This is a genomic window from Ruegeria sp. BF8 (assembly GCF_056538625.1).
On the sequence record NZ_JBQFTL010000001.1, the window covers coordinates 123,371 to 143,377 of the forward strand.

The window sequence follows — 20,007 nt, forward strand, 5'->3', positions numbered from 1 at the left end:
TGGCCCTGATTGCATGGATGTATATTCTTGGTGCAGATCAATTTTCACGAAAGCGAGTTTCGCATGACTGTCCGGTTGCCTGCTGCCCTGTTTGCGCTGTTTTTGTCGGGTGTCGTGGGGGCGGTCGATGCCAAGCCTCTGTCCCGGATCATCGCTGAAATGGGGCTGAGCCCGGACGACTATCAGGTTCTGGACGCGACGACGTCTTCGATGCTGGCAGGCGGGACCCCAAGCGTCGGGCAGGAGCGCAACTGGGTCAACGAGAAAACGGGCACCAAAGGCACGGTCAGGATACGGGACGTGAAAGACAACTGCGTTCACTTCCAGCACTTTGTGCAGCCGTCCGGGGCGGCGCCCAACCCGGAAATCCGCACCCGTCAGTGCAAGGATGCCAGCGGCAATTGGATTCTGACGCCGTAATCGCGGCTCAGTAACCGCGGCTGCGGTCAACCTCGTGCAGCAGGGGCTGACCTGCGCTCAGCCGCAGAAAGTTCTGGGCAACATCCGCCAACGCATCACCCAGATGCCATCCCGACACATGCGGTGTGATCGTGACCGCCGGGTGCCGCCATAAGGGGCTGTCTTTGGGCAACGGCTCTTGTGCGGTCACATCGAGAACCGCGTGCCCAGGACGACCCCGGTCAAGTGCCTCGATCAAGGCTTCCTCGTCGATCAGGTCGCCACGTCCCGCATTCAACAACTGGCTGCCGTCCTTCATCGCGCCGAGCATTTCTGCGTCAAACAAGCCGATGGTTTCGGGGGTCGAGGGCAGAATCGCGCAGACATGGTCGCAACCGCGCAGCATTCCCGGCAAAGCATCCTGCCCGTGCAGACAGGTCACATCTTCGATTTGCTTGGGCGACCGGCTCCAGCCGATGACCTGGAACCCGACATCGCGCAGCATGCGGGCGGTACGGCTGCCGATATGGCCCAGCCCCAGAACTCCGACTACGGTGTCAGATGTCAGCACCGGCGCTTTCGGCCGCCACTCGGCCCGCCGCTGAGCGTCCGCGTGAAAGCCCATGTTCCGGTGAGCGTACAGGATATAGGCCAGAAACCACTCTGCGATGCCTTGCGCCGGGGCGTCCGGTTTCAGGCGGGCCACGCGGACATGCGCGGGCAGGGCGGGGTTCGACACGATTGTCTCGACTCCGGCGCCCAACTTTTGCACCAGCTGCAGATTGGGTAGGCGGGTCGCGTGATCGTCCCGCAGGCCGACAACCGCCACCATGGTGACCTCGGCCGGGTCACCAATTGTGCTTGGCGTGCGCACATCGGCCGTTGGTGCATGTTGCCGTACTTCTTCGGCAATCTCGGCATCGCTCATCCAGTCGGACAGCCCGGTATCGATTAACAACACCATCTGCGCCCCTCTTCCGTTTCAAATTGATTGCAAGTGACGTGCCGTCACGCGGCTGGACACAGTTGCCGCAGCTAAGCCATCCTCGGCGCAAAGGTAAAGCCCGGTTCCGGGATCTACGGAGGATTCTTCATGAACATGTCATTTGTCTTGCGCGAGGAGAACCGGGCGCTGCTGGAGCGGGTCCGCGACATGATCCGCAACGAAATCATGCCCCTGGAAGAGGAATACCAGGCCGAGATCAACAAGGGCGACCGCTGGCAGTACACCGAACGCCAGGCCGAGATACTGGAAGGCTTGAAGGCCAAGGCCAAGGCGGCCGGTCTGTGGAATTTCTGGCTGACCGACAGCGACAAGGGGTTTGGCTTGACCACGGTTGAATACGCCTATTTCGCCGAAGAGATGGGCAAGACCCCGCTGGGCGCCGAGGTGTTCAATTGTTCCGCCCCCGACACCGGCAACATGGAGGTGTTCGAGCGCTACGGCACCGAGAAGATGAAAGAGCAGTGGCTCAAGCCGCTGCTCGCAGGCGAGATCCGCTCGGCCTACCTGATGACCGAGCCGGATGTAGCCTCGTCGGATGCCACGAATATCTCGATGTCCTGCGTGCGGGACGGGGATGACTATGTTCTGAATGGCGAGAAATGGTGGTCGTCCGGCGCGGGCGATCCGCGCTGCAAGGTCTACATCGTGATGGTCAAGACCGGCGGCGACGACCTGCCCAAGCACAAACGCCAGTCGATGATCGTGGTGCCCGCCGACACGCCCGGGATCGAGATCCTGCGCCCGATGGAAGTGTACGGCCATGACGACGCGCCGCACGGGCACATGCATATTCGGTTTACCGATGTCCGGGTGCCGGCCGAGAACATCCTGCTGGGCGAGGGCCGCGGGTTCGAAATCGCGCAGGGGCGCCTCGGGCCCGGTCGTATCCATCACTGCATGCGCGCGATCGGCCAGGCCGAGATGGCGCTGGAGCAGATGTGCAAACGCGCCCTGCAGCGCGAAGCCTTCGGCAAGAAGCTGGCGCAACTGGGTGCCAATTTCGACATCATCGCCGAGTGCCGGATGGAGATCGAGATGGCCCGCCTGCTGTGTCTGAAGGCCGCGTGGTTCATGGATCAGGGCGATGCGCGCGCGGCGGCCCCGTGGATCAGCCAGATCAAGGTCGTGGCTCCGCGCGTTGCGCTGAAGGTCATTGACGAGGCGGTGCAGATGTTCGGCGGGCAGGGCGTCAGCCAGGATACGCCGCTGGCCACCGCCTGGACGCATGTGCGCACGCTGCGGCTGGCCGATGGCCCGGATGCGGTGCATCGCCGTCAGGTTGCGCGGGCCGAACTGAAAAAGCATACCCAGGAAAAGATCTGACATGCAGGACGCGGCGATGCAGCCAGTGGTGGGTAAGACCGCTTATTTCCGGGTCGCGCCCGACGGGGCCTTTGTCGGAAATGACCCGGCGCGCGGGCCGTGGTCGGCTGACCACTGTCATGCCGGCCCGGTTGCGGGCCTGATCGTGCGCGCGGCCGAGATCGAGGTCGGCCCCGACAAGATGCTGACCCGCCTGACCGTCGATCTGCTGCGCCCGCTGCCTCTGTCCGGTCTTCGCGTGGCCGCCGAGACCGTGCGCCACACCAAGACGCTGGCCACCACGCGCGTCACGGTGCATGACCTGGACGATACGCTGTGCGCGACCGCCACCACGATGCATCTGGCGCGCCGGGATCTGGGGCCGGTGCCGAATTTGGCGATCCAAGGCCCCGACCTGTCGCAGATCGAAGACGGCCCGTTTCCCATCGGCGAAATGCGGCATGACCTGCCCGGCTTTGCCCATCATTCCGAGGTGGCCTATCCCAAAGGCGGCAACCAGGGGGCGGGGCCGAAAACCATCTGGATGCGCACCCCGCCTCTGCTCGAGGGCGAAACCCCCTCGCCGATCCAGTCGTTGTGCCCGCTGGCCGATTGCGGCAACGGAATTTCGTGGAATGCGCCGACCTCGGAAATGGGGTTCATGAACACCGACCTGACGGTGCAGATCCACCGCGAGCCGACCTCCGACTGGCTCGCCTCGGACTCCGTGTCGCACTGGCAGCCCAGCGGCATCGGGATGTCGCAGTCGGTTCTGTACGATACCCAAGGCCCGATCGGCACGGCGCTGCAGACGCTGGTCCTGTTTCCGCCGAAATGAGCGGCAAAATCCGTGCTTACCGCCGAACCGCGTTGCCAGCGCCGGTCGGGCACCCTATCTTCGCGTTCATGCGCTGGATACCCACCTTGTTCGCCTGTTGCCTGCCGTTTACCGCGGTGGCGCACCCGCATGTCTTCATCGACACCGGGCTGGAATTCATCGTGGACGAGTCGGGCAACCTGACCCATGTCCGCGTCACCTGGGCCTATGACGAGTTCTACTCGCTGCTTGTGCTCGAAGACATGAGGTTGGATCAGGACGGCGACGGCGTACTGTCCGAGGCGGAGGAGCAGCGCCTCGCCGGTTTCGACGCGCAGTGGGTCGAAGGATACAACGGCGATCTGGTCATCCTGGCTGCCGATCAGCCGGTTGCCTTGTCCGGCCCGCTGGAGCCACGCGCCACGACCGAGGATGGCCGCATCGTGACCACCCATCTGCGCAAGGTCGAGGGCGACCCGGTGGTTGCCCAAAGCCTATCGGCCAAACCCTATGACGAGACATTCTATACCGCCTACGAAGTGACGCGTCCGGTCACCGTTTCCGGGCCTGAATCCTGCCGGATCGACAGGTTCGAGCCGGATATCGACGGCGAACTGGCCCAGATGCAGGCCTTTCTGCTGACCCTGGACGCCGACTATGACCTCGAGGAGAACGACATCCCCCTGGTCGGTGAACGCTTTGCCACCGAGATCCGCGTTTCATGTCCCGCTACCTGATCCTGCCGGTCGGCCTGGCGATTGCGCTGCTGCTGTGGTTCTGGGGCAGCGGAGGGTTTGACAGCCTCGCGTCCTGGGCCGCGGGCGAGCAGAGGGAATTCCAGAACCAGATCGCCCGTGCCCTGCGGGCCGCGCGGGCCGAACAGCCCGAGGCCGTGGCCACGCTGCTGGCCGTGTGTTTCGCTTATGGGTTCTTCCATGCGGTGGGGCCAGGTCATGGCAAGGTGCTGATCGGAGGGTACGGGCTGGGCCGCAATGTCGCCTTTCTGCGCCTGTCGGCGATCAGCGTACTGTCCTCGCTGGGGCAGGCCGTGACGGCGATCGTTCTGGTTTACGCAGGCGTTCTGGTGTTCCAGATGTCGCGGCAAAGCCTAGTCGGTGCCACCGAACAGATCATGGCCCCGATCAGCTATGGCGCGATCGCGGCCATCGGGCTGTGGCTGGTTCTGCGGTCGCTGCGCAGTTTCGCCCGGCGCGGCCGGGCAGACAACGCCCCGCACGACCATCACCATCATCATGATCACGGGCATCATCACCACGACGGCGAGGTCTGTTCCGATTGCGGGCATCGTCACGGCCCCACCGCCGAAGAGGTGGCCCAGGTCGGCAGCCTGCGCGAGGCGCTGATCCTGATCGCCGGCATCGCCGCGCGACCGTGTACCGGAGCTTTGTTCGTGCTGATCCTGACCTGGCAGATGGGCATCGCGATGGTCGGTATCGCCGGGGCCTTTGCCATGGCGCTGGGCACCGCGACCGTCACCACCCTGGTTGGCTGGACGTCGTTCGGGTTGCGGGGAGGGCTCTTGGCCTCGGCCTCGGCTACGCGGTTCGCGGCCGTGCTGGCGCCCACGATCGAACTGGTGGCCGGGCTGCTGATCGCGGTGATCGCCGGTGGATTGCTGCTGCGCGCGCTCTGACGTCAGTCGAAAACAGGATCGGGGTAGCCCACCCGCGCCAGGTACAAACCTTGCGGAGGGCAGACCGGCCCGCAGGCCGCGCGGTCGGCGGCCTCGAGCGCATCGCGCACGTCCTGCGGTGTCCAGGCGCCCGCGCCGACCCGTTCGAGCGTGCCGACGAAACTGCGCACCTGGTTGTGCAGGAAGGACCGGGCGCGGACGTGGAAATGCACCTCGGGGCCGGAAAAGCCCGGAACCTGTTCGACGCGCAGCTCGTCCAGCGTCTTGACTGGGCTGGCCGCCTGGCAGATCGAGGACCGGAAGGTGGTGAAATCGTGCCGCCCGATCAACATGTCGGCCCCAGCTTGCATCGCGGCGACATCCAGCGGATGCCCGATCTGCCAGACCTGGCCCTTGTCATGGGTCGCGGGCGCACGGCGGATCAGTATGCGGAACAGGTACTGCCGCTCGATGGCCGAGAACCGCGCATGCCAGTCATCCGCCACCCGCGCGGCCTTGAGAATCGCCACCGGCAACGGCTTGAGGTGATAGTTCAGCGCCTCGGACAGGCGGAACGGGTCCCAATCTTTTTCCAGGTCGCAATGGGCCACTTGCCCCAGCGCGTGAACGCCCGCATCCGTGCGCCCGGCGGCCGCGATCGTGTGTGACCCGGGCTGTAGTTTCGACAACGCCGCCTCGATGGCGCCCTGGACCGAGGGCAGATCCTTCTGCCGCTGCCATCCGGCAAACGGCTCACCTTGGTATTCGACTTTCAACGCGTATCTGGGCATGGGCTGCTGGTACCCTGCCGGAGGCGCCCGGGCAAGGGCAGGCGGCAAAAGCGCTGGCAACCGGGGCAGCGGCTACCTATCTTGGGACAAACAAGAAATGCGGGGCGGCGGTTTGGTCATCTCATCACTGGCAGACAGTCTTGTGCGCGGCGTCGAATCCGTCGGCGACCGCGTGTCCGAGACGTTTTTCGAACCGGTCGTGCGGCTGGGCGTCACCGGTCTTGCGCGGTCGGGCAAGACGGTGTTCATCACGTCGCTGGTGGCCAACCTGCTGGACCGGGGGAGGATGCCCGGCCTGGTCGCCCAACAGGAGGGGCGCATCAACGCCGCCTACCTGCAGCCGCAGCCCGACGACACAGTGCCCCGGTTCGATTATGAATCGCACCTGTCGGCACTGACCGGGCCTCAGCCCCATTGGCCCGACAGCACCCGCGCCGTGTCCGAGCTGCGCCTGTCGTTCAAGGTCCGCCCTGCCGGGTTGCTGGCTGGCCTGCAGGGGCCACGCACCGTGCATCTGGACATCGTCGACTATCCCGGCGAATGGCTGCTGGATCTGGCACTGCTCGAAAAAACCTATGACGACTGGTCGCGCGAAACGTTGGAGCGGATCGCGCAGCGTCCGGCAGCCGCCGATTTCCTGGCCCAGGTCAAATCCGTTGATCCGGCCGACCCCCATGATGAACCCACCGCGCAGGCCCTGGCGCGGGGCTTTGCCGACTATCTGACTGCCGCGCGGGATGCGGGGTTTTATGACTGCACGCCGGGCCGGTTCCTGCTGCCGGGCGATCTGGCCGGGTCGCCGGTGCTGACCTTTGCGCCGTTGCCGGTCGAGAGCGCCGCGCGCCGCCGCAGCCTGCACCGCGAGATGGAGCGCCGGTTCGAGGCCTACAAATCGCAGGTGGTGAAGCCCTTTTTCCGGGATCATTTCGCCCGGATCGACCGGCAGGTGGTGCTGGTAGACGCGCTGGGCGCGATCCACAAGGGTCCGCAGGCGGTCGAGGACATGCGCCGCGCCATGGGCGACATCCTGTCGGCCTTCCGGCCCGGCCGCAATGCGTGGCTCAGCCAGATGTTGCTGGGCAGGCGGGTCGAACGCATCCTGTTCGCGGCCACCAAGGCCGATCACCTACACCACCTGCAGCACCCGCGCCTGACCGCGATCATGGAGGCCCTGACCCGCGAGGCGCGCGACCGCGCCAGGTTCGCCGGGGCCGAAACCGCCGCCATGTCCATCGCCGCGCTGCGCGTGACGACCGAAGAGATCCGCAATCACAACGGCGTCGAACTGCCTTGCGTGCGCGGTAGTTTGGAGAATGGAAAACAGGCGGCCTTCTACCCCGGAGAGCTGCCCGAAGACCCCGCCCATCTGCTTAATCCTGCGCGTAAGGGGGCCGACACCTGGCTGGGCGAGGAGTACGGGTTCATGACCTTTGCCCCGGCGCATCTTTCGCTGCGCCCCGGTGACGGCCCGCCGCATATCCGGCTGGACCGCGCCGCGCAGTTTCTGATCGGAGACCGGCTGTGACCGTCACCCTCAGGCCCGCGCGCAGCCTCGACGCTGGGGCGGTCGGAGAGATCCTGCACGGCTTTGCACGCGAAAACGACTGGATGCCCGAGCTGCATTCGGGGGCTGAAGCCATCGCTTTTTGTGGGCAGATGATCGACAAAGGATGGGTCACGGTTGCCGAACAGGGCGGCAAGGTCGCAGGCTTTTTGGCCATGGACGGAACCGAGGTTCATTGCCTGTACCTGAGTCCCCCTGCGCGGAATCAGGGGATCGGCACACAACTGCTGGACAGCGCCAAGGCAGGTCGCCGAGAACTGGCGCTGTATGCGTTTCAGGCCAACACGGGCGCGTGCCGGTTCTACGAACGGCACGGCTTTATAGAAGTGGCCCGCAGCGACGGGGCCGACAATGATGAACAACTGCCGGACATTCGGTTCGTATGGCGGAAAAAGGAGTGACGCATGGCCAAGGGTCCGGTTCTGATCGAGCTTGACGAGGATGCCCCGGCCGCCGACGTGTCGAAGGCCGCGCCGGTACCGGATATCGCGCCGCCCCAGGGGCAGGCGATGCAGGCCGCGGCCCGGCTGGCCGCGCGCAAGCCGTCGGTTCTTGGGCGGTGGTTTTGGGGGCTGGCGGTTGCGGTCGTGGGGGCGGCGGTCTCTGTCGTCGCATGGAATTTCGCCACCTCGTTGATCGCCAGCGTGCCGGTGCTGGGCTGGATCGTGACCGGCCTGATCTGCGCGCTGGTGCTGGTGGCCCTGCTGATCGCGCTGCGCGAACTGGCCGCGCTGGGCCGGCTGTCGCGGGTGGACGGGATGCGCCGCGCCGCCGATGCCGCGCTGGCCGATGCCGATCTGGCACAGGCCCGGGCCGTGACGCAGCGCCTGATCGCGTTCTATCGCGGGCGCGAGGATACGCGCTGGGGCCGCGACCGTCTGGTCGAACGGATCGAGGAACAGTTCGACGCCTCGGGCCTGCTGGGACTGGTCGAGGATGAATTGCTGGCCCCGCTCGACGCCGCCGCCAGCCGCGAGGTCGAGGCCGCCGCGCGCCAGGTCGCGACGGTGACGGCGCTGGTGCCGCTGGCGTTGGCCGATGTGGCGACGGCGCTGCTGGCGTCGCTGCGGATGATCCGCCGGATTGCCGAAATCTATGGCGGGCGGGCCGGATTCCTGGGGGGCTGGCGATTGACCCGAGCAGTGTTCGTTCACCTAGTGGCCACGGGCGCGGTGGCCGTGGGTGACGACCTGCTCGAACCGGTTCTGGGCGGGTCGGTCCTCCGCAAGCTGTCGCGCCGCTTTGGCGAGGGGCTGGTCAACGGCGCCCTCAGCGCCCGCGTCGGCGTGGCCGCGATGGAGGTCTGCCGACCGCTGCCCTTCTCGGACCGGCACAGGCCGTCGACCCGCGGCATGGTCTCGCGCGCGCTGAGCGGGCTGTTTTCCAAGGGTTGATCTGCCGCAAAGCCAGCGGGCCGCCGCGCGGGGCACAATCTTCCGGAAGGGAGACCAGCCATGGCGGATCACGGCCACAGCCAACAGGAAATCGCAGACCGGATCGACGCCCCACCCGGGCGCGGGTTTCTGCGCGACGTGGTCTATGGCGGGATCGACGGGTCGGTGACCACGCTGGCCATCGTGGCGGGCGTGGCCGGGGCCGGGCTGTCGCCCTTCGTCATCGTGGCCTTGGGCCTGGCCAACGTGCTGGCCGACGGGTTCTCGATGGCGGCGGGCAACTACTCGGGGACCAAGGCCGAGCTGGACAATATCCGTCGGATCCGCGCCATCGAAGAGCGCCACATCCGCCTCTACCCCGACGGCGAGCGCGGCGAGGTGCTGGAGATCCTGTCCCGCAAGGGCTTGTCGGGCCGGGTGCTGGAACAGGCAACCGATGCGATCACCGCCGATCGGGATACTTGGATCAACCTGATGATCGAGGGCGAGTACGGGCTGGGCAGCGTCGATCCGCATCCGCTCAAGGCCGCTGCGGCCACGTTCGCGGCCTTTGTCGTGGCCGGCATGGTCCCGCTCGTGCCGTTCCTGTTGGGGGTCGAGGGCGCGTTTCCAGCCTCGGTCCTGATGACGCTGGGCGTGTTCTTTGCTATCGGCGCAATGAAAAGCCGGTGGTCGCTGGCGCCCTGGTGGCGCTCGGGGCTTGAGACGCTGGCGATTGGTGGAGCGGCGGCGGCAATTGCCTATCTCGTCGGGTCCATGTTCCATCCCTAGATCACTGGCATCAGATCGCAACAGGCTGAAACCATTCGGGATTTCCAGACTGTCTTACCGCACCTGCACAGGATAGCCTGTAATGCAGATTTGCCCGGAGGTGCGGTTTGGAATCTCTGCTTGTTCTTGTTGGCCTGGTCGTTTTGGCGATGCCGGTATCTATTGTCGTCTTGCTGGTCGGCCATGCCCGTCTGCGGCGGCGGGTCGAGCAGTTGGAGAGTCGGTTGGGTGCCGGGCCGCAACCGGACGCGGAGCGGCCACCACAGACGCAGTCCGCGCCAATCGAAGCACCGACGCCTGAACCGCGACCGGCCCCTTGGGGCCCGCCGAAACAGGAAAGCCCACCGACGCCGGACCAACGGCCTGACGCTGAAGAATCGGCAACTGTCACTGAGAGTGCATCGCCTCCGGCCGCAGTGGTGTTCCGCGCCGAGCGGTTTGACGATCTGAGCGCGTGGCTGCGCGAGAACTGGTTCTATGCCGTATCCGCCCTATCGCTGGCGCTGGCGGGGATTTTCTTGGTGCAATACGGGGTCGAAAACGGGTTGCTGCCGCCCACCGCGCGCGTGTTGGCGGCCTTGGGTTTCGGCGCGCTGCTGATCGTGGCCGGAGAGGTCGTCCGGCGCCGATACGGCGATGACGAGTCCTCGGCGACTGCCTATCTGCCTTCGGTGTTTTCCGGCGCGGGGCTGGTCACGCTGTTTGGCGGCGTTCTGGCGGCGCGCCAGCTCTATGACCTGATCGGCCCCGAGGCGGCCTTGGCGGGCATGATCGCCATCGCTCTTGTCGGGCTGGTTCTGGGCTGGTTCCACGGCCCGCTGCTGGCGGCGATCGGGTTGATCGGAGCCTTTGCTGCACCTTTCGTCGTGGGTGGCGATTCGGCTGACCCGTCTTGGCTGTACGGATATTTCTTCGTGATCACTGGGCTGGGGCTTGGGATCGACACGGTGCGGCGCTGGGCCTGGGTGTCGGTGCTGTCGCCGGTGGGCGCCTATTTAGCGGGCCTTTTGCTGGTGACGGGTTCGCCGATCACGGAACCGGCTTTCCTCGTCTACGTGGCCGCCATTGCCGTGATCGCCATTGCCATTCCCGTGCGCCGGATCTGGCCCGATCACGACGGCGCGATGTTCAGCGAACTCCTAGTCAGAAAAACCAGTGGTCCGTGGCCCGAATTTCCGACGCGCCTGGCCTTTGGGGCGGTGCTGGCGAGCTCGGCCATTCTGGCGCTGCAATGGGCCGATACGAGCGGTGAGTTCTGGCTGGCTGTGATCCTGCTGGCCGGGCTGGCTTTCGCCCTGCTGATCTGGGCAAAGGACGCGCCGGCCCTGCAGGACATGACCGCGCTGCCTGCCTTGGGGCTGGGTGGTTTCGTATTCACGCATGGATTTGATGACGGCGCGGTGGCGCGTGGGTTCTGGCAGACCTATTCCGAAACGCCCGAGGTCGATTTTCCGTTGGCCGTGACCTGGCTGGTTGCGTTGGGCGCGGTGATCTCACTTCTGGCGGCATGGCGGTCGTTCCGGGGTGGGCGGTACCCGCTGGTCTGGGCCGGTGCCGCCGCGCTGTACGCCCCGGCGCTGGCCATCGCGCTTGAGCTTGGCTGGCGCCCGGCCAGCGTGATCGGAGCCTACCCCTGGGCCCTGCATGCGGTCGCGCTTGCGGCGCTGATGGTGGTACTGGCCGAGCGCTTTGCGCGCGTGGATAGCGAGGCCCGGATGCGTCCGGCTTTGGCCACGCTGTCGGCCTTGTCCTGCCTGACCTTCGGCTGCGTGATCGTGCTCAGCTCGGCGGCGCTGACCATCGCTTTCGTGGTCACGATCATCGCGGCGGCGGCGCTGGACCGGCGGTTCAACCTGCCACCGATGAGCTGGTTCATCTGGGCCGGAGTCGTCACCGTCACGTTCCGGCTGATCCTGAACCCGGGTCTGGACTGGGCGCTGCACGCGCCGGTTCCGGAAATGGCGCTGGTCTATGGGGCTGCGGTTGCAGGCTATCTTGCCGCATGGTGGATGCTGCGCCCCCTGGACCGCCCGGTCGCCAATATCATGTTGGACAGCGCGGCTTGGGCGACGGGCGGCGTTCTGGTGTCTCTGCTGCTGTTGCGCTGGTTGGAAGGGCTCGGCGAAGGCGGTGCCGACGACAGCCATTGGGGGCTGGGCCTGCTGTCGGCCATTTGGCTGCTGCTGGCCTTTGCGCAGGTGCAGCGCTTTGCGCTGGGCGGGCGACTGAACTGGGTGCGGGTCGCATTGGGCGTATTCTTCGCCGCGCATGGCCTGTTGTGGCTGGCGCTGGCTGCGACAGTGGCCAACCCTGTTTTGCGTTTTGGGGCAGATCCTGTTCTGGGGCCTCCAGTCTTGAACACGCTTGCCATTGCCTATCTGCTGCCGGCCCTCGTCATCGGCCTGTCCGCGTGGCGGACCCCCAAGATGTCGGCGCAGTTGCGGCTGGCCTGTCAGGGGGTGTCCGTTGCGCTGGGCGCCTTGTGGTTGGGCCTGACAATCCGGCATTTCTGGCAGGGCGCGGCAGGCATGTATGAAGGCAACGGCGTATCCCAGCCCGAGCTTTATACCTATACGCTCGCCCTGCTGTTGATCGGCGCGGCGCTGTTCTATCAGTCGCTGGCGCGTCGGTCGGACGTGATGCGCAAGGCCGGGCTGGCGGTGATCGGGCTGGCGGTGGCCAAGGTGTTCCTGATCGACATCTCGGGGCTGGGCGGTCTGATCCGGGTGTTTTCGTTGCTGGCCTTGGGGCTGGCGCTGGCGGGTCTGGCCTGGCTGAACCGCTGGGCCAAGCTGCGCCATTCGCCGCAGGGGCCGGAAGCTCTGGACCAATAGGCGCAACCGGCCTATAAGCCCGGCCATGCAAGACGTTTTGGCCATTATCATTCGAATTATTTCCCCGGCGCTCTGAGTTTCCGAGACGCCGGGCAAAGGTGCTTGAGTTCATCGCACCGACCGCTTCGATCCAAACACGCCAAGATCATCCAAGGGACGCCTCTCCATGTGCGCCGACACGACCCAGACACCCGACTACAAAGACACGCTGAATCTGCCCCGAACCGAATTCCCCATGCGCGCCGGCCTGCCCAAGCGCGAGCCCGCATGGCTGGACCGCTGGGAAAAGATCGGCGTCTATGACCGCCTGCGCGACAAACAGGGTCGCAAGCCCTTCACGCTGCATGACGGCCCGCCCTATGCCAACGGGCATCTGCATATCGGCCACGCGCTGAACAAGACGATCAAGGACATGATCGTGCGCAGCCACCAGATGATGGGCTTTGACGCGCGCTATGTGCCCGGCTGGGACTGTCACGGCCTGCCGATCGAATGGAAGATCGAGGAACAGTACCGCAAGAAGGGCAAGAACAAGGACGAGGTTCCGGTCATTGACTTCCGCCAGGAGTGCCGCAAGTTCGCTGAAGGCTGGATCGACATCCAGCGCGAGGAGTTCAAGCGTCTGGGCATCACCGGCAACTGGGCCGATCCGTACGTCACCATGGACTATCACGCCGAGGCGGTGATCGCGGACGAGTTCATGAAGTTCCTGATGAACGGCACGCTGTATCAGGGCTCGAAACCGGTGATGTGGTCGCCGATCGAAAAGACCGCCCTGGCCGAGGCCGAGGTCGAGTATCACGACAAGGAAAGCTTCACCATCTGGGTGAAGTTCAAGGTGGTGAACACCGGCGACACCACGCTGGACAACGCCTATGTGGTGATCTGGACCACGACGCCCTGGACCATGCCGTCGAACAAGGCCGTGGTCTATGGCAAGGACATTTCGTACGGGCTGTACGAAGTGACCGGCCGCCCCGAGGAATGCTGGGCCCGGATCGGTGACCGCTATCTGCTGGCCGACAATCTGGCCGCCGACGTGTTCGCGCGGGCGCGGCTGGACGACACCATGTACCGCCGCCTGTGTGACGTCACCCAAGACGATCTGGCCAAGATCCAGCTGCAGCACCCGCTGGCGGGGGCCGAAGGGTCCAACGGTGAATGGGACGACATCCGCGATTTCCGCGCGGCCGATTTCGTGACCGATACCGAAGGCACCGGTTTCGTCCATTGCGCGCCCTCGCACGGGATGGAGGAATTCGAGCTGTACCGCGATCTGGGCATGCTCGAGCAGGTCATCACCTACAACGTGATGGACGACGGCAGCTTCCGCGCTGACATGCCGTTCTTCGGCGGCAAATACATCCTGTCGCGCAAGGGCGGCGAGGGCGACGCGAACAAGGCCGTGATCGACAAGTTGGCCGAGGTCGGCGGGCTGCTGGCGCGTGGCAAGATCAAGCACAGCTATCCGCATTCGTGGCGGTCCAAGGCGCCGATCATCTATCGTAACACGCCGCAATGGTTCGTGTCCGTCGACCGCAACCTGGACGACGGCATGAACCAGATGGGCGACACCATCCGCGAACGCGCGCTACGCTCGATCGACGAGCTGGTGAAATGGACGCCGCCATCGGGCCGCAACCGCCTGTATTCGATGATCGAGGCACGCCCCGACTGGGTTCTGTCGCGCCAGCGTGCCTGGGGCGTGCCACTCACGTGCTTCACCAAGAAGGGCGCTCTGCCCACCGACGCGGACTATCTGCTGCGCAACGCGGATGTGAACACCCGCATCAAGGCTGCTTTCGAAGAACACGGTGCCGATGTCTGGTACACCGACGGGTTCAAACAGCAGGTGCTGGATGGCATCGTGAACCCCGACGATTATGATCAGGTGTTCGACGTTCTGGACGTGTGGTTCGACTCGGGCTCGACCCATGCGTTCGTTCTGCGCGACCGTGAAGATGGCACCGACGACGGCATTGCCGATGTCTACATGGAGGGCACCGACCAGCACCGCGGATGGTTCCATTCCTCGATGTTGCAAGCCTGTGGCACGATCGGCCGCGCGCCGTATCGCAACGTGGTCACGCACGGGTTCACGCTGGACGAGAAGGGCAACAAGATGTCCAAATCGCTCGGCAATACCATCGTGCCGGAAGAGGTCGTCAAGCAATACGGTGCCGACATCCTGCGCCTGTGGGTGGCCCAGACCGACTATACCGCCGACCAGCGGATCGGGCCGGAAATCCTGAAAGGGGTCGCCGACAGCTATCGTCGGCTGCGCAACACGATGCGCTTCATGCTGGGCTCGCTGGCCGACTTCACCGAGGCCGACCGGATCGACCCGGCCGAGATGCCGCGTCTGGAACGCTGGGTGCTCAGCCGCCTGGCCGAGTTGGACGAGCAGGTCCGCAAGGGCTATGCCGCGTTCGACTTCCAGGGCGTGTTCAGCGCGGTGTTCAATTTTGCCACGGTCGACCTGTCGGCCTTCTATTTCGACGTGCGCAAGGATGCGCTGTATTGCGACGGGGACACCCCGCGCCGCCGGGCCGCGCGCACGGTGCTGGACATCCTGTTCCACCGTCTGACTACCTGGCTGGCGCCGATTCTGGTCTTCACGATGGAAGAGGTCTGGCTCGAGCGGTTCCCGGGCGAGGACAGCTCGGTGCATCTGGTCGACTTCCCCGACACGCCTGCCGATTGGCGCGATGCCGAGCTCGAGGCGAACATGGCCAAGATCCGCCGTGTACGCCGTGCGGTGACCGCCGCGCTGGAAGTGCAGCGCCGCGACAAGGTCATCGGCTCCAGCCTCGAAGCCGCGCCGATCGTGCATGTCGAGGATGCGGAAACCCGCGACCTGCTGGCGACCTTCGACGTAGATGACCTGTGCATCACCTCGGGCCTGACCGTCACCGCCGACCCTGCCCCGGCCGAGGCGTTCCGCCTGCCCGAGATCGAGGGCGTCGGTGTCGTGTTCGAAAAGGCCGAAGGGGCCAAGTGCCAGCGCTGCTGGAAGATCCTGCCAGATGTGGGACGCCACGCCCACCCCGGCGTCTGTGGCCGATGCGATACGGCGCTGAGCTGAAAATGATCCCTGAAACCCCCGCCATCGCGCGGGGGTTATTCTTGCGGCTTGCGACGCACCCGCCAATCTGAAACTCTGCGCCCATGCCGATGATTGCAGTGGAAACCCAGTTCGGATGCCTCGGGGTCGAAGAAGAGGACGGTGCCATCACCAGTCTGGTGTGGGACGGTCACACAACGGGTGAGACGACCCCGCTGCTGATCGAAGCGGCATCACAGATCAGGGCCTATGCCGAGGGCCGGTTGCAAAAGTTCGACTTGCCACTGCGTGTCGTTGGGTCCGAATTCCAGAAACAGGTCTGCGGCTTGATGTCCGCGATTCCTTTCGGTGACACGCGGACTTACGGTGATATCGCGCAGGATCTTGGATGTCCGGCGCAAGCTGTCGGGCAGGCCTGTGGTGCCAACCCGATTCCGGTGATCATTCCCTGTCACCGCGTTCTGGCGGCAAGCGGCCTTGGCGGGTTCTCGGGGCAGGGCGGGGTTGAGGGCAAGGTTGCCCTGTTGCGTCACGAGGGCGCTGCCAGTCTGCTGATCTGACCGCCGGAATCCGGTTGCAATCTTTCGCAAAGCGTCCCAACCTGAGACAGTTTTCGAACCCGAAGGACTGCAATTCATGACTGCGAAAATTGACCCCGCCGCCCGGAAGAAGGCCATCATTGACCAATTGATGGCGTTGGAGGCACAGGAGTTGGCGACGGCGCAGGCGCACCACGATGCCTTTCAGAAAGAGTCCCAATTGGATGACCGGGAAGGCCACGACAAGGATGATATTGCGGCATCGCGCGAAAGCGCAGATCTGGCCGCCGCGTTTGACGGGCCGGTGCATGCGCATCATGCCAAGATTGACGTGATCGAAAACACCGATTTCAGCCTGACGGATACAGTGCAGCCGGGCGCCGTAGTCTGGCTGGGCGATCGGCATTTCGTCGTCTGCGTGTCGACCACCAAGTTCGACGTGGATGGTGAAACATATATGGGGATTTCAACCCAAAGCCCGATCTATCTGGCCATGGCCGGAATGCGAAAGGGCGACGTCTTCACCCATAATGGCACCGAGTTCGAGATCCGGGAAATTCTCTGATCTGTGATTTTCGCCCGTTCGGGCCGCGTCTCAATCGCGGCTCGGCGGCATGATTTGCTGGGCGATCCCCGCCGAGACCAGATACAGGCTGGTCACCACCAGACCCCAATGCGCCCAGCTTTGCGGGTGAAAATCCACCCAAGCGGCCCATCCGGCAAAAAAAGTCCAGGCGAAGGCCATGGGCAGGGACAGGTTGCGCCAGCGTTCGGTGCGCACGGGGTGAATGAATTTCAGGGGCAGAAACATTGCAACGGCCAGCAACGCCACAAGGACGAGGCTGAACCAGAAGTCGGGCTTCAGCGCAAAGATCACCACCACGACCATGTTCCAGCAGCCCGGAAAACCGGAAAAGGAATTGTCCTTGGTCTTCATCCGCGTGTCAGCGAAATACATCGCGCTGGCGAATGTGATGACGATGATCGCGAACCAGCCGGTCCAGCCGTCCATCAGACCGGATTTGAACAGCGCATAGGCCGGAATGAAGACGTAGGTCAGATAGTCGATGATCAGATCCAGCAGAACACCGTCGAACTCGGGTGCGTTCTTTTTGACGTGATAGTGCCGGGCCAAGGGGCCGTCGATTCCGTCGACGATGAACGAAACGACCAGCCACAGAAACATCAGGCTCCACTTTTCCTCGACCGCGGCCAGCATGGCCAGCATCGCAAATACGGCTCCGGTCGCGGTGAACAGGTGAACGGCTAAAGCTTTGAATCTGAGTGTCATGACCCGTGTCATGTACGATGCGCGCCCGAGATGCAAAGCAAAAAGCCCCCGGTATCGGCGCCGAAATGCGGTTGCTGCAATTCCGCCGCGTCTCAGGCTTTGGGGTGCGCGCGGTTGTACACCTCCATGAGGCGCGCAGTGTCGACGGCGGTATAGGCCTGTGTGGTCGAAAGGGACGCGTGACCCAGCAGTTCCTGAATGGCCCGGAGGTCTCCGCCAGCCGACAGAAGATGGGTGGCAAAGCTGTGCCGCATCGCGTGTGGAGTGGCCGTTGCCGGAAGACCCAGTTGCATACGCGCTTTGGCCATGACGCCCTGAATTGCCCTTGGACTCAGGGCCTTGCCCCGTACGCCGCGGAACAATGGGGCGGTCGGGCAATGGGGATGTGGGCACAACTCAAGGTATCGGTCGACCGCCTGGCGCGCGGCGGGGATGACCGGAACGATCCTTTCCTTGTCACCCTTGCCGACAATTCTCAGCGTGTTGGGCAGGGGGGCATCCGCGCCGGTCAGGGACAGGGCTTCGGAAATGCGAAGGCCGCAGCCATACAGCAGGGTCACGACGGCAACATCGCGGGCGGCAACCCAATCTGATCCGGATTGCAGCTCGACCGTCTCGATCATGGCGCGGGCGGCGTCTTCGGCCAGCGGGCGCGGCAGTTTCTTGGTGTATTTCGGGGCGCGGGTGGACAGGACGGCGGTGGGCTCGAACCCCTCGCGTTCGGCCAGCCAGCGATAGAAGCTTTTGACGGCGGACAGTTTTCGCGCCAGCGACCGCGCCCCGACGCCGGATTCGCGTTGCTGTGCCATCCAGGCCCGCATGTCCGAAACGGTGATGCGCTCGAGCGCCGCCAGCCCCTGCCGTTCGCTGTGATGCAAAGTCATGAAAGACAGGAAATCCGAGACATCCCCGCGGTAGGCGTTGATGGTGTTTTCCGAACGTCCCGCCAAAGCGGTCAACCCCTCCAGCCACAACTGCAACGCATCGCGGCAGGCTGGAGAGATCAGGCTCACGACAGCCAGTGGCGCATCGACCGTTCGAATACGCCTGCAAAAAAGGCCAGCAGATCAGTGCCCAATTGAGGCGAGAAGTGCCTTGGGTCGCGCGCGCCCATGACAATCATGCCCGGCAGACGCCCTTTGCCGAGATCTAGCTGCATACATGCCTCAGATTGCAGTTGGTCCAGCTGATCCCCGTGCACTCTGCGGTTGGGCTGGCGAATTTCGCGCAGGACAACCTCGCGCGCGGGGTGGTTTGGTGCGTTGTCCATGTAGGACTGCACGAAACCCGGTTCCGCCACGGCCAGAACACCGTCCAGCCGGTCGATGCTTGGGTCCTGCTGGACCATCGTCGTTTCCAGGACCAGCGTGATGCGGTCGACGCGGAGGATTTCGGCAACTTCCGTACCCAGCACGCGCAGGAAATCCTCGAATTCCGTTGGCTCGAGTAGGCGCAGGATGGCGCGGTGAACCTGGTTGGTTCCGGCTAGGTTCTCGTAGGCGGCTGCGATGACCGAGCGATGTGTATCCTCCAGCCGGTCCAGCCGTGCCTCAAGCCGTTGCATGGCGATTCCGCGCAGGTCGATGATGTTGTCTCCGCGGGCGCGTTCGTTCGCGGCGACCAGCGCCTGCATCAGATCCTTGTCGTCCAGCACGGCGTCCGGCTCGGCCAGAATCGCGGCGCGGAGGTTGTCCTCGAGTTTGGGATTGCTGCTCATATCCTGTCCGGTCTTTTTTTGTTAGGGGCGTTATAGCACGGGTGCCCGGAAATACCTTGGGAAAAATGCACGTTTAGGTGGATTAGGCGCCGTGTGTGGGGGCGTGGCTCCCGCCTGCAGGCTTCTGATCAAAGATCAGGCCCACTGCAGTTGGGCCAGGCGCGGCCCCGGGCGGGCCGCGCGGTTGTACTTGGGATCAATGGATCACAGAATCTTCTGGCCGGTCTTGGCCCAATCCGACAGGAAGGCCTCGAGCCCCTTGTCAGTCAGCGGATGATCAGCCAGCTTCTTGATCACGGCAGGCGGGGCGGTGATCACGTCGGCGCCGATGCGGGCGCTGTCGGCCACATGGTTCACGCTACGGATCGAGGCGGCGAGGATTTCGGTTTCGAACCCGTAGTTGTCATAGACCTGACGGATGTCTGCGATCAGATCCATGCCGTCGAGGTTGATGTCGTCCAGACGTCCGATGAAGGGCGAGATGAAGGTCGCGCCCGCCTTGGCCGCCAGAAGCGCCTGGTTGACCGAGAAGCACAGGGTGACGTTGACCATCTGGCCTTCGTCGCTGAGCGTCTTGCAGGTTTTCAGACCGGCCCAGGTCAGCGGCACCTTGACGGCGATGTTCGGTGCGATCTGCGCCAGCTTGCGACCTTCGGCGATCATGTCCTCGGCTTCGGTGGCGACGACTTCGGCGGAAACCGGGCCATCGACCAGGTCGCAGATTTCCTTGGTCACTTCCAGAATGTCGCGACCCGATTTCAGGATCAGCGAGGGGTTGGTGGTGACACCGTCCACCATGCCCAGGTCGTTCAACTCGGCGATGGCGTCGATTTCGGCTGTGTCTACGAAGAATTTCATCGGGGCAGTCCTTTGATGGGTTGGCCT

The 20,007-nt window shown here is 64.4% G+C and carries 19 protein-coding genes; 13 read left to right on the forward strand and 6 right to left on the reverse strand.

Annotated features, from left to right (window positions below):
• The first annotated feature begins 63 nt into the window (after positions 1-63).
• The gene (locus ACR0LD_RS00565; protein WP_170337492.1) at positions 64-420 is read left to right on the forward strand and encodes a hypothetical protein; all 357 of its coding nucleotides are present in this window, start codon (positions 64-66) and stop codon (positions 418-420) included.
• 7 nt (positions 421-427) lie between these two features.
• On the opposite strand, the gene ACR0LD_RS00570 is transcribed toward ACR0LD_RS00565, so the two are convergent.
• Positions 428-1,363, reverse strand: a complete 936-nt coding sequence (locus ACR0LD_RS00570) for a 2-hydroxyacid dehydrogenase (protein WP_480635254.1) — start codon at positions 1,361-1,363, stop codon at positions 428-430.
• A gap of 129 nt (positions 1,364-1,492) precedes the next feature.
• Here ACR0LD_RS00570 and ACR0LD_RS00575 point away from each other — a divergent pair, with 129 nt between their 5' ends.
• The 4 genes from ACR0LD_RS00575 to ACR0LD_RS00590 all read left to right on the forward strand — a co-directional run bounded on the left by ACR0LD_RS00575 (position 1,493) and on the right by ACR0LD_RS00590 (position 5,178).
• Entirely contained in the window at positions 1,493-2,728 is a 1,236-nt protein-coding gene (locus ACR0LD_RS00575) for an acyl-CoA dehydrogenase family protein (RefSeq protein WP_480635256.1), read from the forward strand.
• Between the two features lies 1 nt (position 2,729).
• Positions 2,730-3,545: a thioesterase family protein gene (locus ACR0LD_RS00580; RefSeq protein ID WP_480635258.1), complete on the forward strand. Its 816-nt coding sequence runs from the start codon at positions 2,730-2,732 to the stop codon at positions 3,543-3,545.
• A gap of 86 nt (positions 3,546-3,631) precedes the next feature.
• Complete coding sequence (locus ACR0LD_RS00585; protein ID WP_367647381.1) at positions 3,632-4,261, forward strand: DUF1007 family protein; 630 nt, start codon at positions 3,632-3,634, stop codon at positions 4,259-4,261.
• The gene (locus ACR0LD_RS00590) at positions 4,246-5,178 is read left to right on the forward strand and encodes a nickel/cobalt transporter (RefSeq protein WP_480635261.1); all 933 of its coding nucleotides are present in this window, start codon (positions 4,246-4,248) and stop codon (positions 5,176-5,178) included. The genes ACR0LD_RS00585 and ACR0LD_RS00590 overlap by 16 nt, the downstream gene beginning before the upstream one ends.
• A 2-nt stretch (positions 5,179-5,180) precedes the next feature.
• Here the strand turns inward: ACR0LD_RS00590 and truA are convergent, their stop codons facing one another.
• Positions 5,181-5,948: a tRNA pseudouridine(38-40) synthase TruA gene (gene truA, locus ACR0LD_RS00595; RefSeq protein ID WP_170358129.1), complete on the reverse strand. Its 768-nt coding sequence runs from the start codon at positions 5,946-5,948 to the stop codon at positions 5,181-5,183.
• Between the two features lie 112 nt (positions 5,949-6,060).
• Here truA and ACR0LD_RS00600 point away from each other — a divergent pair, with 112 nt between their 5' ends.
• The 8 genes from ACR0LD_RS00600 (at position 6,061) to ACR0LD_RS00635 (ending at position 16,679) form a co-directional block, all read left to right on the forward strand.
• Positions 6,061-7,473: a YcjX family GTP-binding protein gene (locus ACR0LD_RS00600; RefSeq protein WP_480635263.1), complete on the forward strand. Its 1,413-nt coding sequence runs from the start codon at positions 6,061-6,063 to the stop codon at positions 7,471-7,473.
• Positions 7,470-7,913: a GNAT family N-acetyltransferase gene (locus ACR0LD_RS00605; RefSeq protein WP_170435350.1), complete on the forward strand. Its 444-nt coding sequence runs from the start codon at positions 7,470-7,472 to the stop codon at positions 7,911-7,913. The genes ACR0LD_RS00600 and ACR0LD_RS00605 overlap by 4 nt, the downstream gene beginning before the upstream one ends.
• Before the next feature lie 3 nt (positions 7,914-7,916).
• The gene (locus ACR0LD_RS00610) at positions 7,917-8,906 is read left to right on the forward strand and encodes a YcjF family protein (RefSeq protein ID WP_480635265.1); all 990 of its coding nucleotides are present in this window, start codon (positions 7,917-7,919) and stop codon (positions 8,904-8,906) included.
• Between the two features lie 60 nt (positions 8,907-8,966).
• Positions 8,967-9,677, forward strand: a complete 711-nt coding sequence (locus ACR0LD_RS00615; protein WP_480635267.1) for a VIT1/CCC1 transporter family protein — start codon at positions 8,967-8,969, stop codon at positions 9,675-9,677.
• 107 nt (positions 9,678-9,784) lie between these two features.
• Entirely contained in the window at positions 9,785-12,511 is a 2,727-nt protein-coding gene (locus ACR0LD_RS00620) for a DUF2339 domain-containing protein (protein ID WP_480635269.1), read from the forward strand.
• 166 nt (positions 12,512-12,677) lie between these two features.
• On the forward strand, positions 12,678-15,596 hold the full coding sequence (gene ileS, locus ACR0LD_RS00625) for an isoleucine--tRNA ligase (RefSeq protein WP_480635271.1): 2,919 nt from the start codon (positions 12,678-12,680) through the stop codon (positions 15,594-15,596).
• Positions 15,597-15,679: 83 nt separating this feature from the next.
• Entirely contained in the window at positions 15,680-16,135 is a 456-nt protein-coding gene (locus ACR0LD_RS00630) for a methylated-DNA--[protein]-cysteine S-methyltransferase (protein WP_170435340.1), read from the forward strand.
• Positions 16,136-16,211: 76 nt separating this feature from the next.
• Positions 16,212-16,679 (forward strand): hypothetical protein, encoded by a 468-nt coding sequence (locus tag ACR0LD_RS00635; protein ID WP_170337856.1) that lies wholly within the window; start codon positions 16,212-16,214, stop codon positions 16,677-16,679.
• 30 nt (positions 16,680-16,709) lie between these two features.
• On the opposite strand, the gene ACR0LD_RS00640 is transcribed toward ACR0LD_RS00635, so the two are convergent.
• The 4 genes from ACR0LD_RS00640 to fsa all read right to left on the reverse strand — a co-directional run bounded on the left by ACR0LD_RS00640 (position 16,710) and on the right by fsa (position 19,980).
• Positions 16,710-17,405 carry a CDP-alcohol phosphatidyltransferase family protein gene (locus ACR0LD_RS00640; protein WP_093962794.1) on the reverse strand — a complete coding sequence of 232 codons (696 nt, stop codon included), beginning with the start codon at positions 17,403-17,405 and terminating at the stop codon, positions 16,710-16,712.
• Between the two features lie 92 nt (positions 17,406-17,497).
• Entirely contained in the window at positions 17,498-18,418 is a 921-nt protein-coding gene (locus ACR0LD_RS00645) for a tyrosine recombinase XerC (protein ID WP_170390661.1), read from the reverse strand.
• Positions 18,415-19,122 carry a DUF484 family protein gene (locus tag ACR0LD_RS00650; protein ID WP_170358146.1) on the reverse strand — a complete coding sequence of 236 codons (708 nt, stop codon included), beginning with the start codon at positions 19,120-19,122 and terminating at the stop codon, positions 18,415-18,417. The genes ACR0LD_RS00645 and ACR0LD_RS00650 overlap by 4 nt, the downstream gene beginning before the upstream one ends.
• A 204-nt stretch (positions 19,123-19,326) precedes the next feature.
• A complete protein-coding gene (fsa, locus tag ACR0LD_RS00655) occupies positions 19,327-19,980 on the reverse strand; it encodes a fructose-6-phosphate aldolase (RefSeq protein WP_170337507.1) in 654 nt (217 codons plus the stop codon).
• Positions 19,981-20,007: the final 27 nt, after the last annotated feature.

Excerpts from the sequence above, each read along its gene's own strand:
- ACR0LD_RS00565 (WP_170337492.1), top strand. The coding sequence starts at position 64 with ATGACTGTCCGGTTGCCTGCTGCCCTGTTTGCGCTGTTTTTGTCGGGT.
- ACR0LD_RS00570 (WP_480635254.1), bottom strand. The coding sequence starts at position 1,363 with ATGGTGTTGTTAATCGATACCGGGCTGTCCGACTGGATGAGCGATGCC.
- ACR0LD_RS00575 (WP_480635256.1), top strand. The coding sequence starts at position 1,493 with ATGAACATGTCATTTGTCTTGCGCGAGGAGAACCGGGCGCTGCTGGAG.
- ACR0LD_RS00580 (WP_480635258.1), top strand. The coding sequence starts at position 2,730 with ATGCAGGACGCGGCGATGCAGCCAGTGGTGGGTAAGACCGCTTATTTC.
- ACR0LD_RS00590 (WP_480635261.1), top strand. The coding sequence starts at position 4,246 with ATGTCCCGCTACCTGATCCTGCCGGTCGGCCTGGCGATTGCGCTGCTG.
- truA (WP_170358129.1), bottom strand. The coding sequence starts at position 5,948 with ATGCCCAGATACGCGTTGAAAGTCGAATACCAAGGTGAGCCGTTTGCC.
- ACR0LD_RS00610 (WP_480635265.1), top strand. The coding sequence starts at position 7,917 with ATGGCCAAGGGTCCGGTTCTGATCGAGCTTGACGAGGATGCCCCGGCC.
- ACR0LD_RS00615 (WP_480635267.1), top strand. The coding sequence starts at position 8,967 with ATGGCGGATCACGGCCACAGCCAACAGGAAATCGCAGACCGGATCGAC.
- ileS (WP_480635271.1), top strand. The coding sequence starts at position 12,678 with ATGTGCGCCGACACGACCCAGACACCCGACTACAAAGACACGCTGAAT.
- ACR0LD_RS00630 (WP_170435340.1), top strand. The coding sequence starts at position 15,680 with ATGCCGATGATTGCAGTGGAAACCCAGTTCGGATGCCTCGGGGTCGAA.
- ACR0LD_RS00635 (WP_170337856.1), top strand. The coding sequence starts at position 16,212 with ATGACTGCGAAAATTGACCCCGCCGCCCGGAAGAAGGCCATCATTGAC.
- ACR0LD_RS00640 (WP_093962794.1), bottom strand. The coding sequence starts at position 17,405 with ATGACACTCAGATTCAAAGCTTTAGCCGTTCACCTGTTCACCGCGACC.
- ACR0LD_RS00650 (WP_170358146.1), bottom strand. The coding sequence starts at position 19,122 with ATGAGCAGCAATCCCAAACTCGAGGACAACCTCCGCGCCGCGATTCTG.
- fsa (WP_170337507.1), bottom strand. The coding sequence starts at position 19,980 with ATGAAATTCTTCGTAGACACAGCCGAAATCGACGCCATCGCCGAGTTG.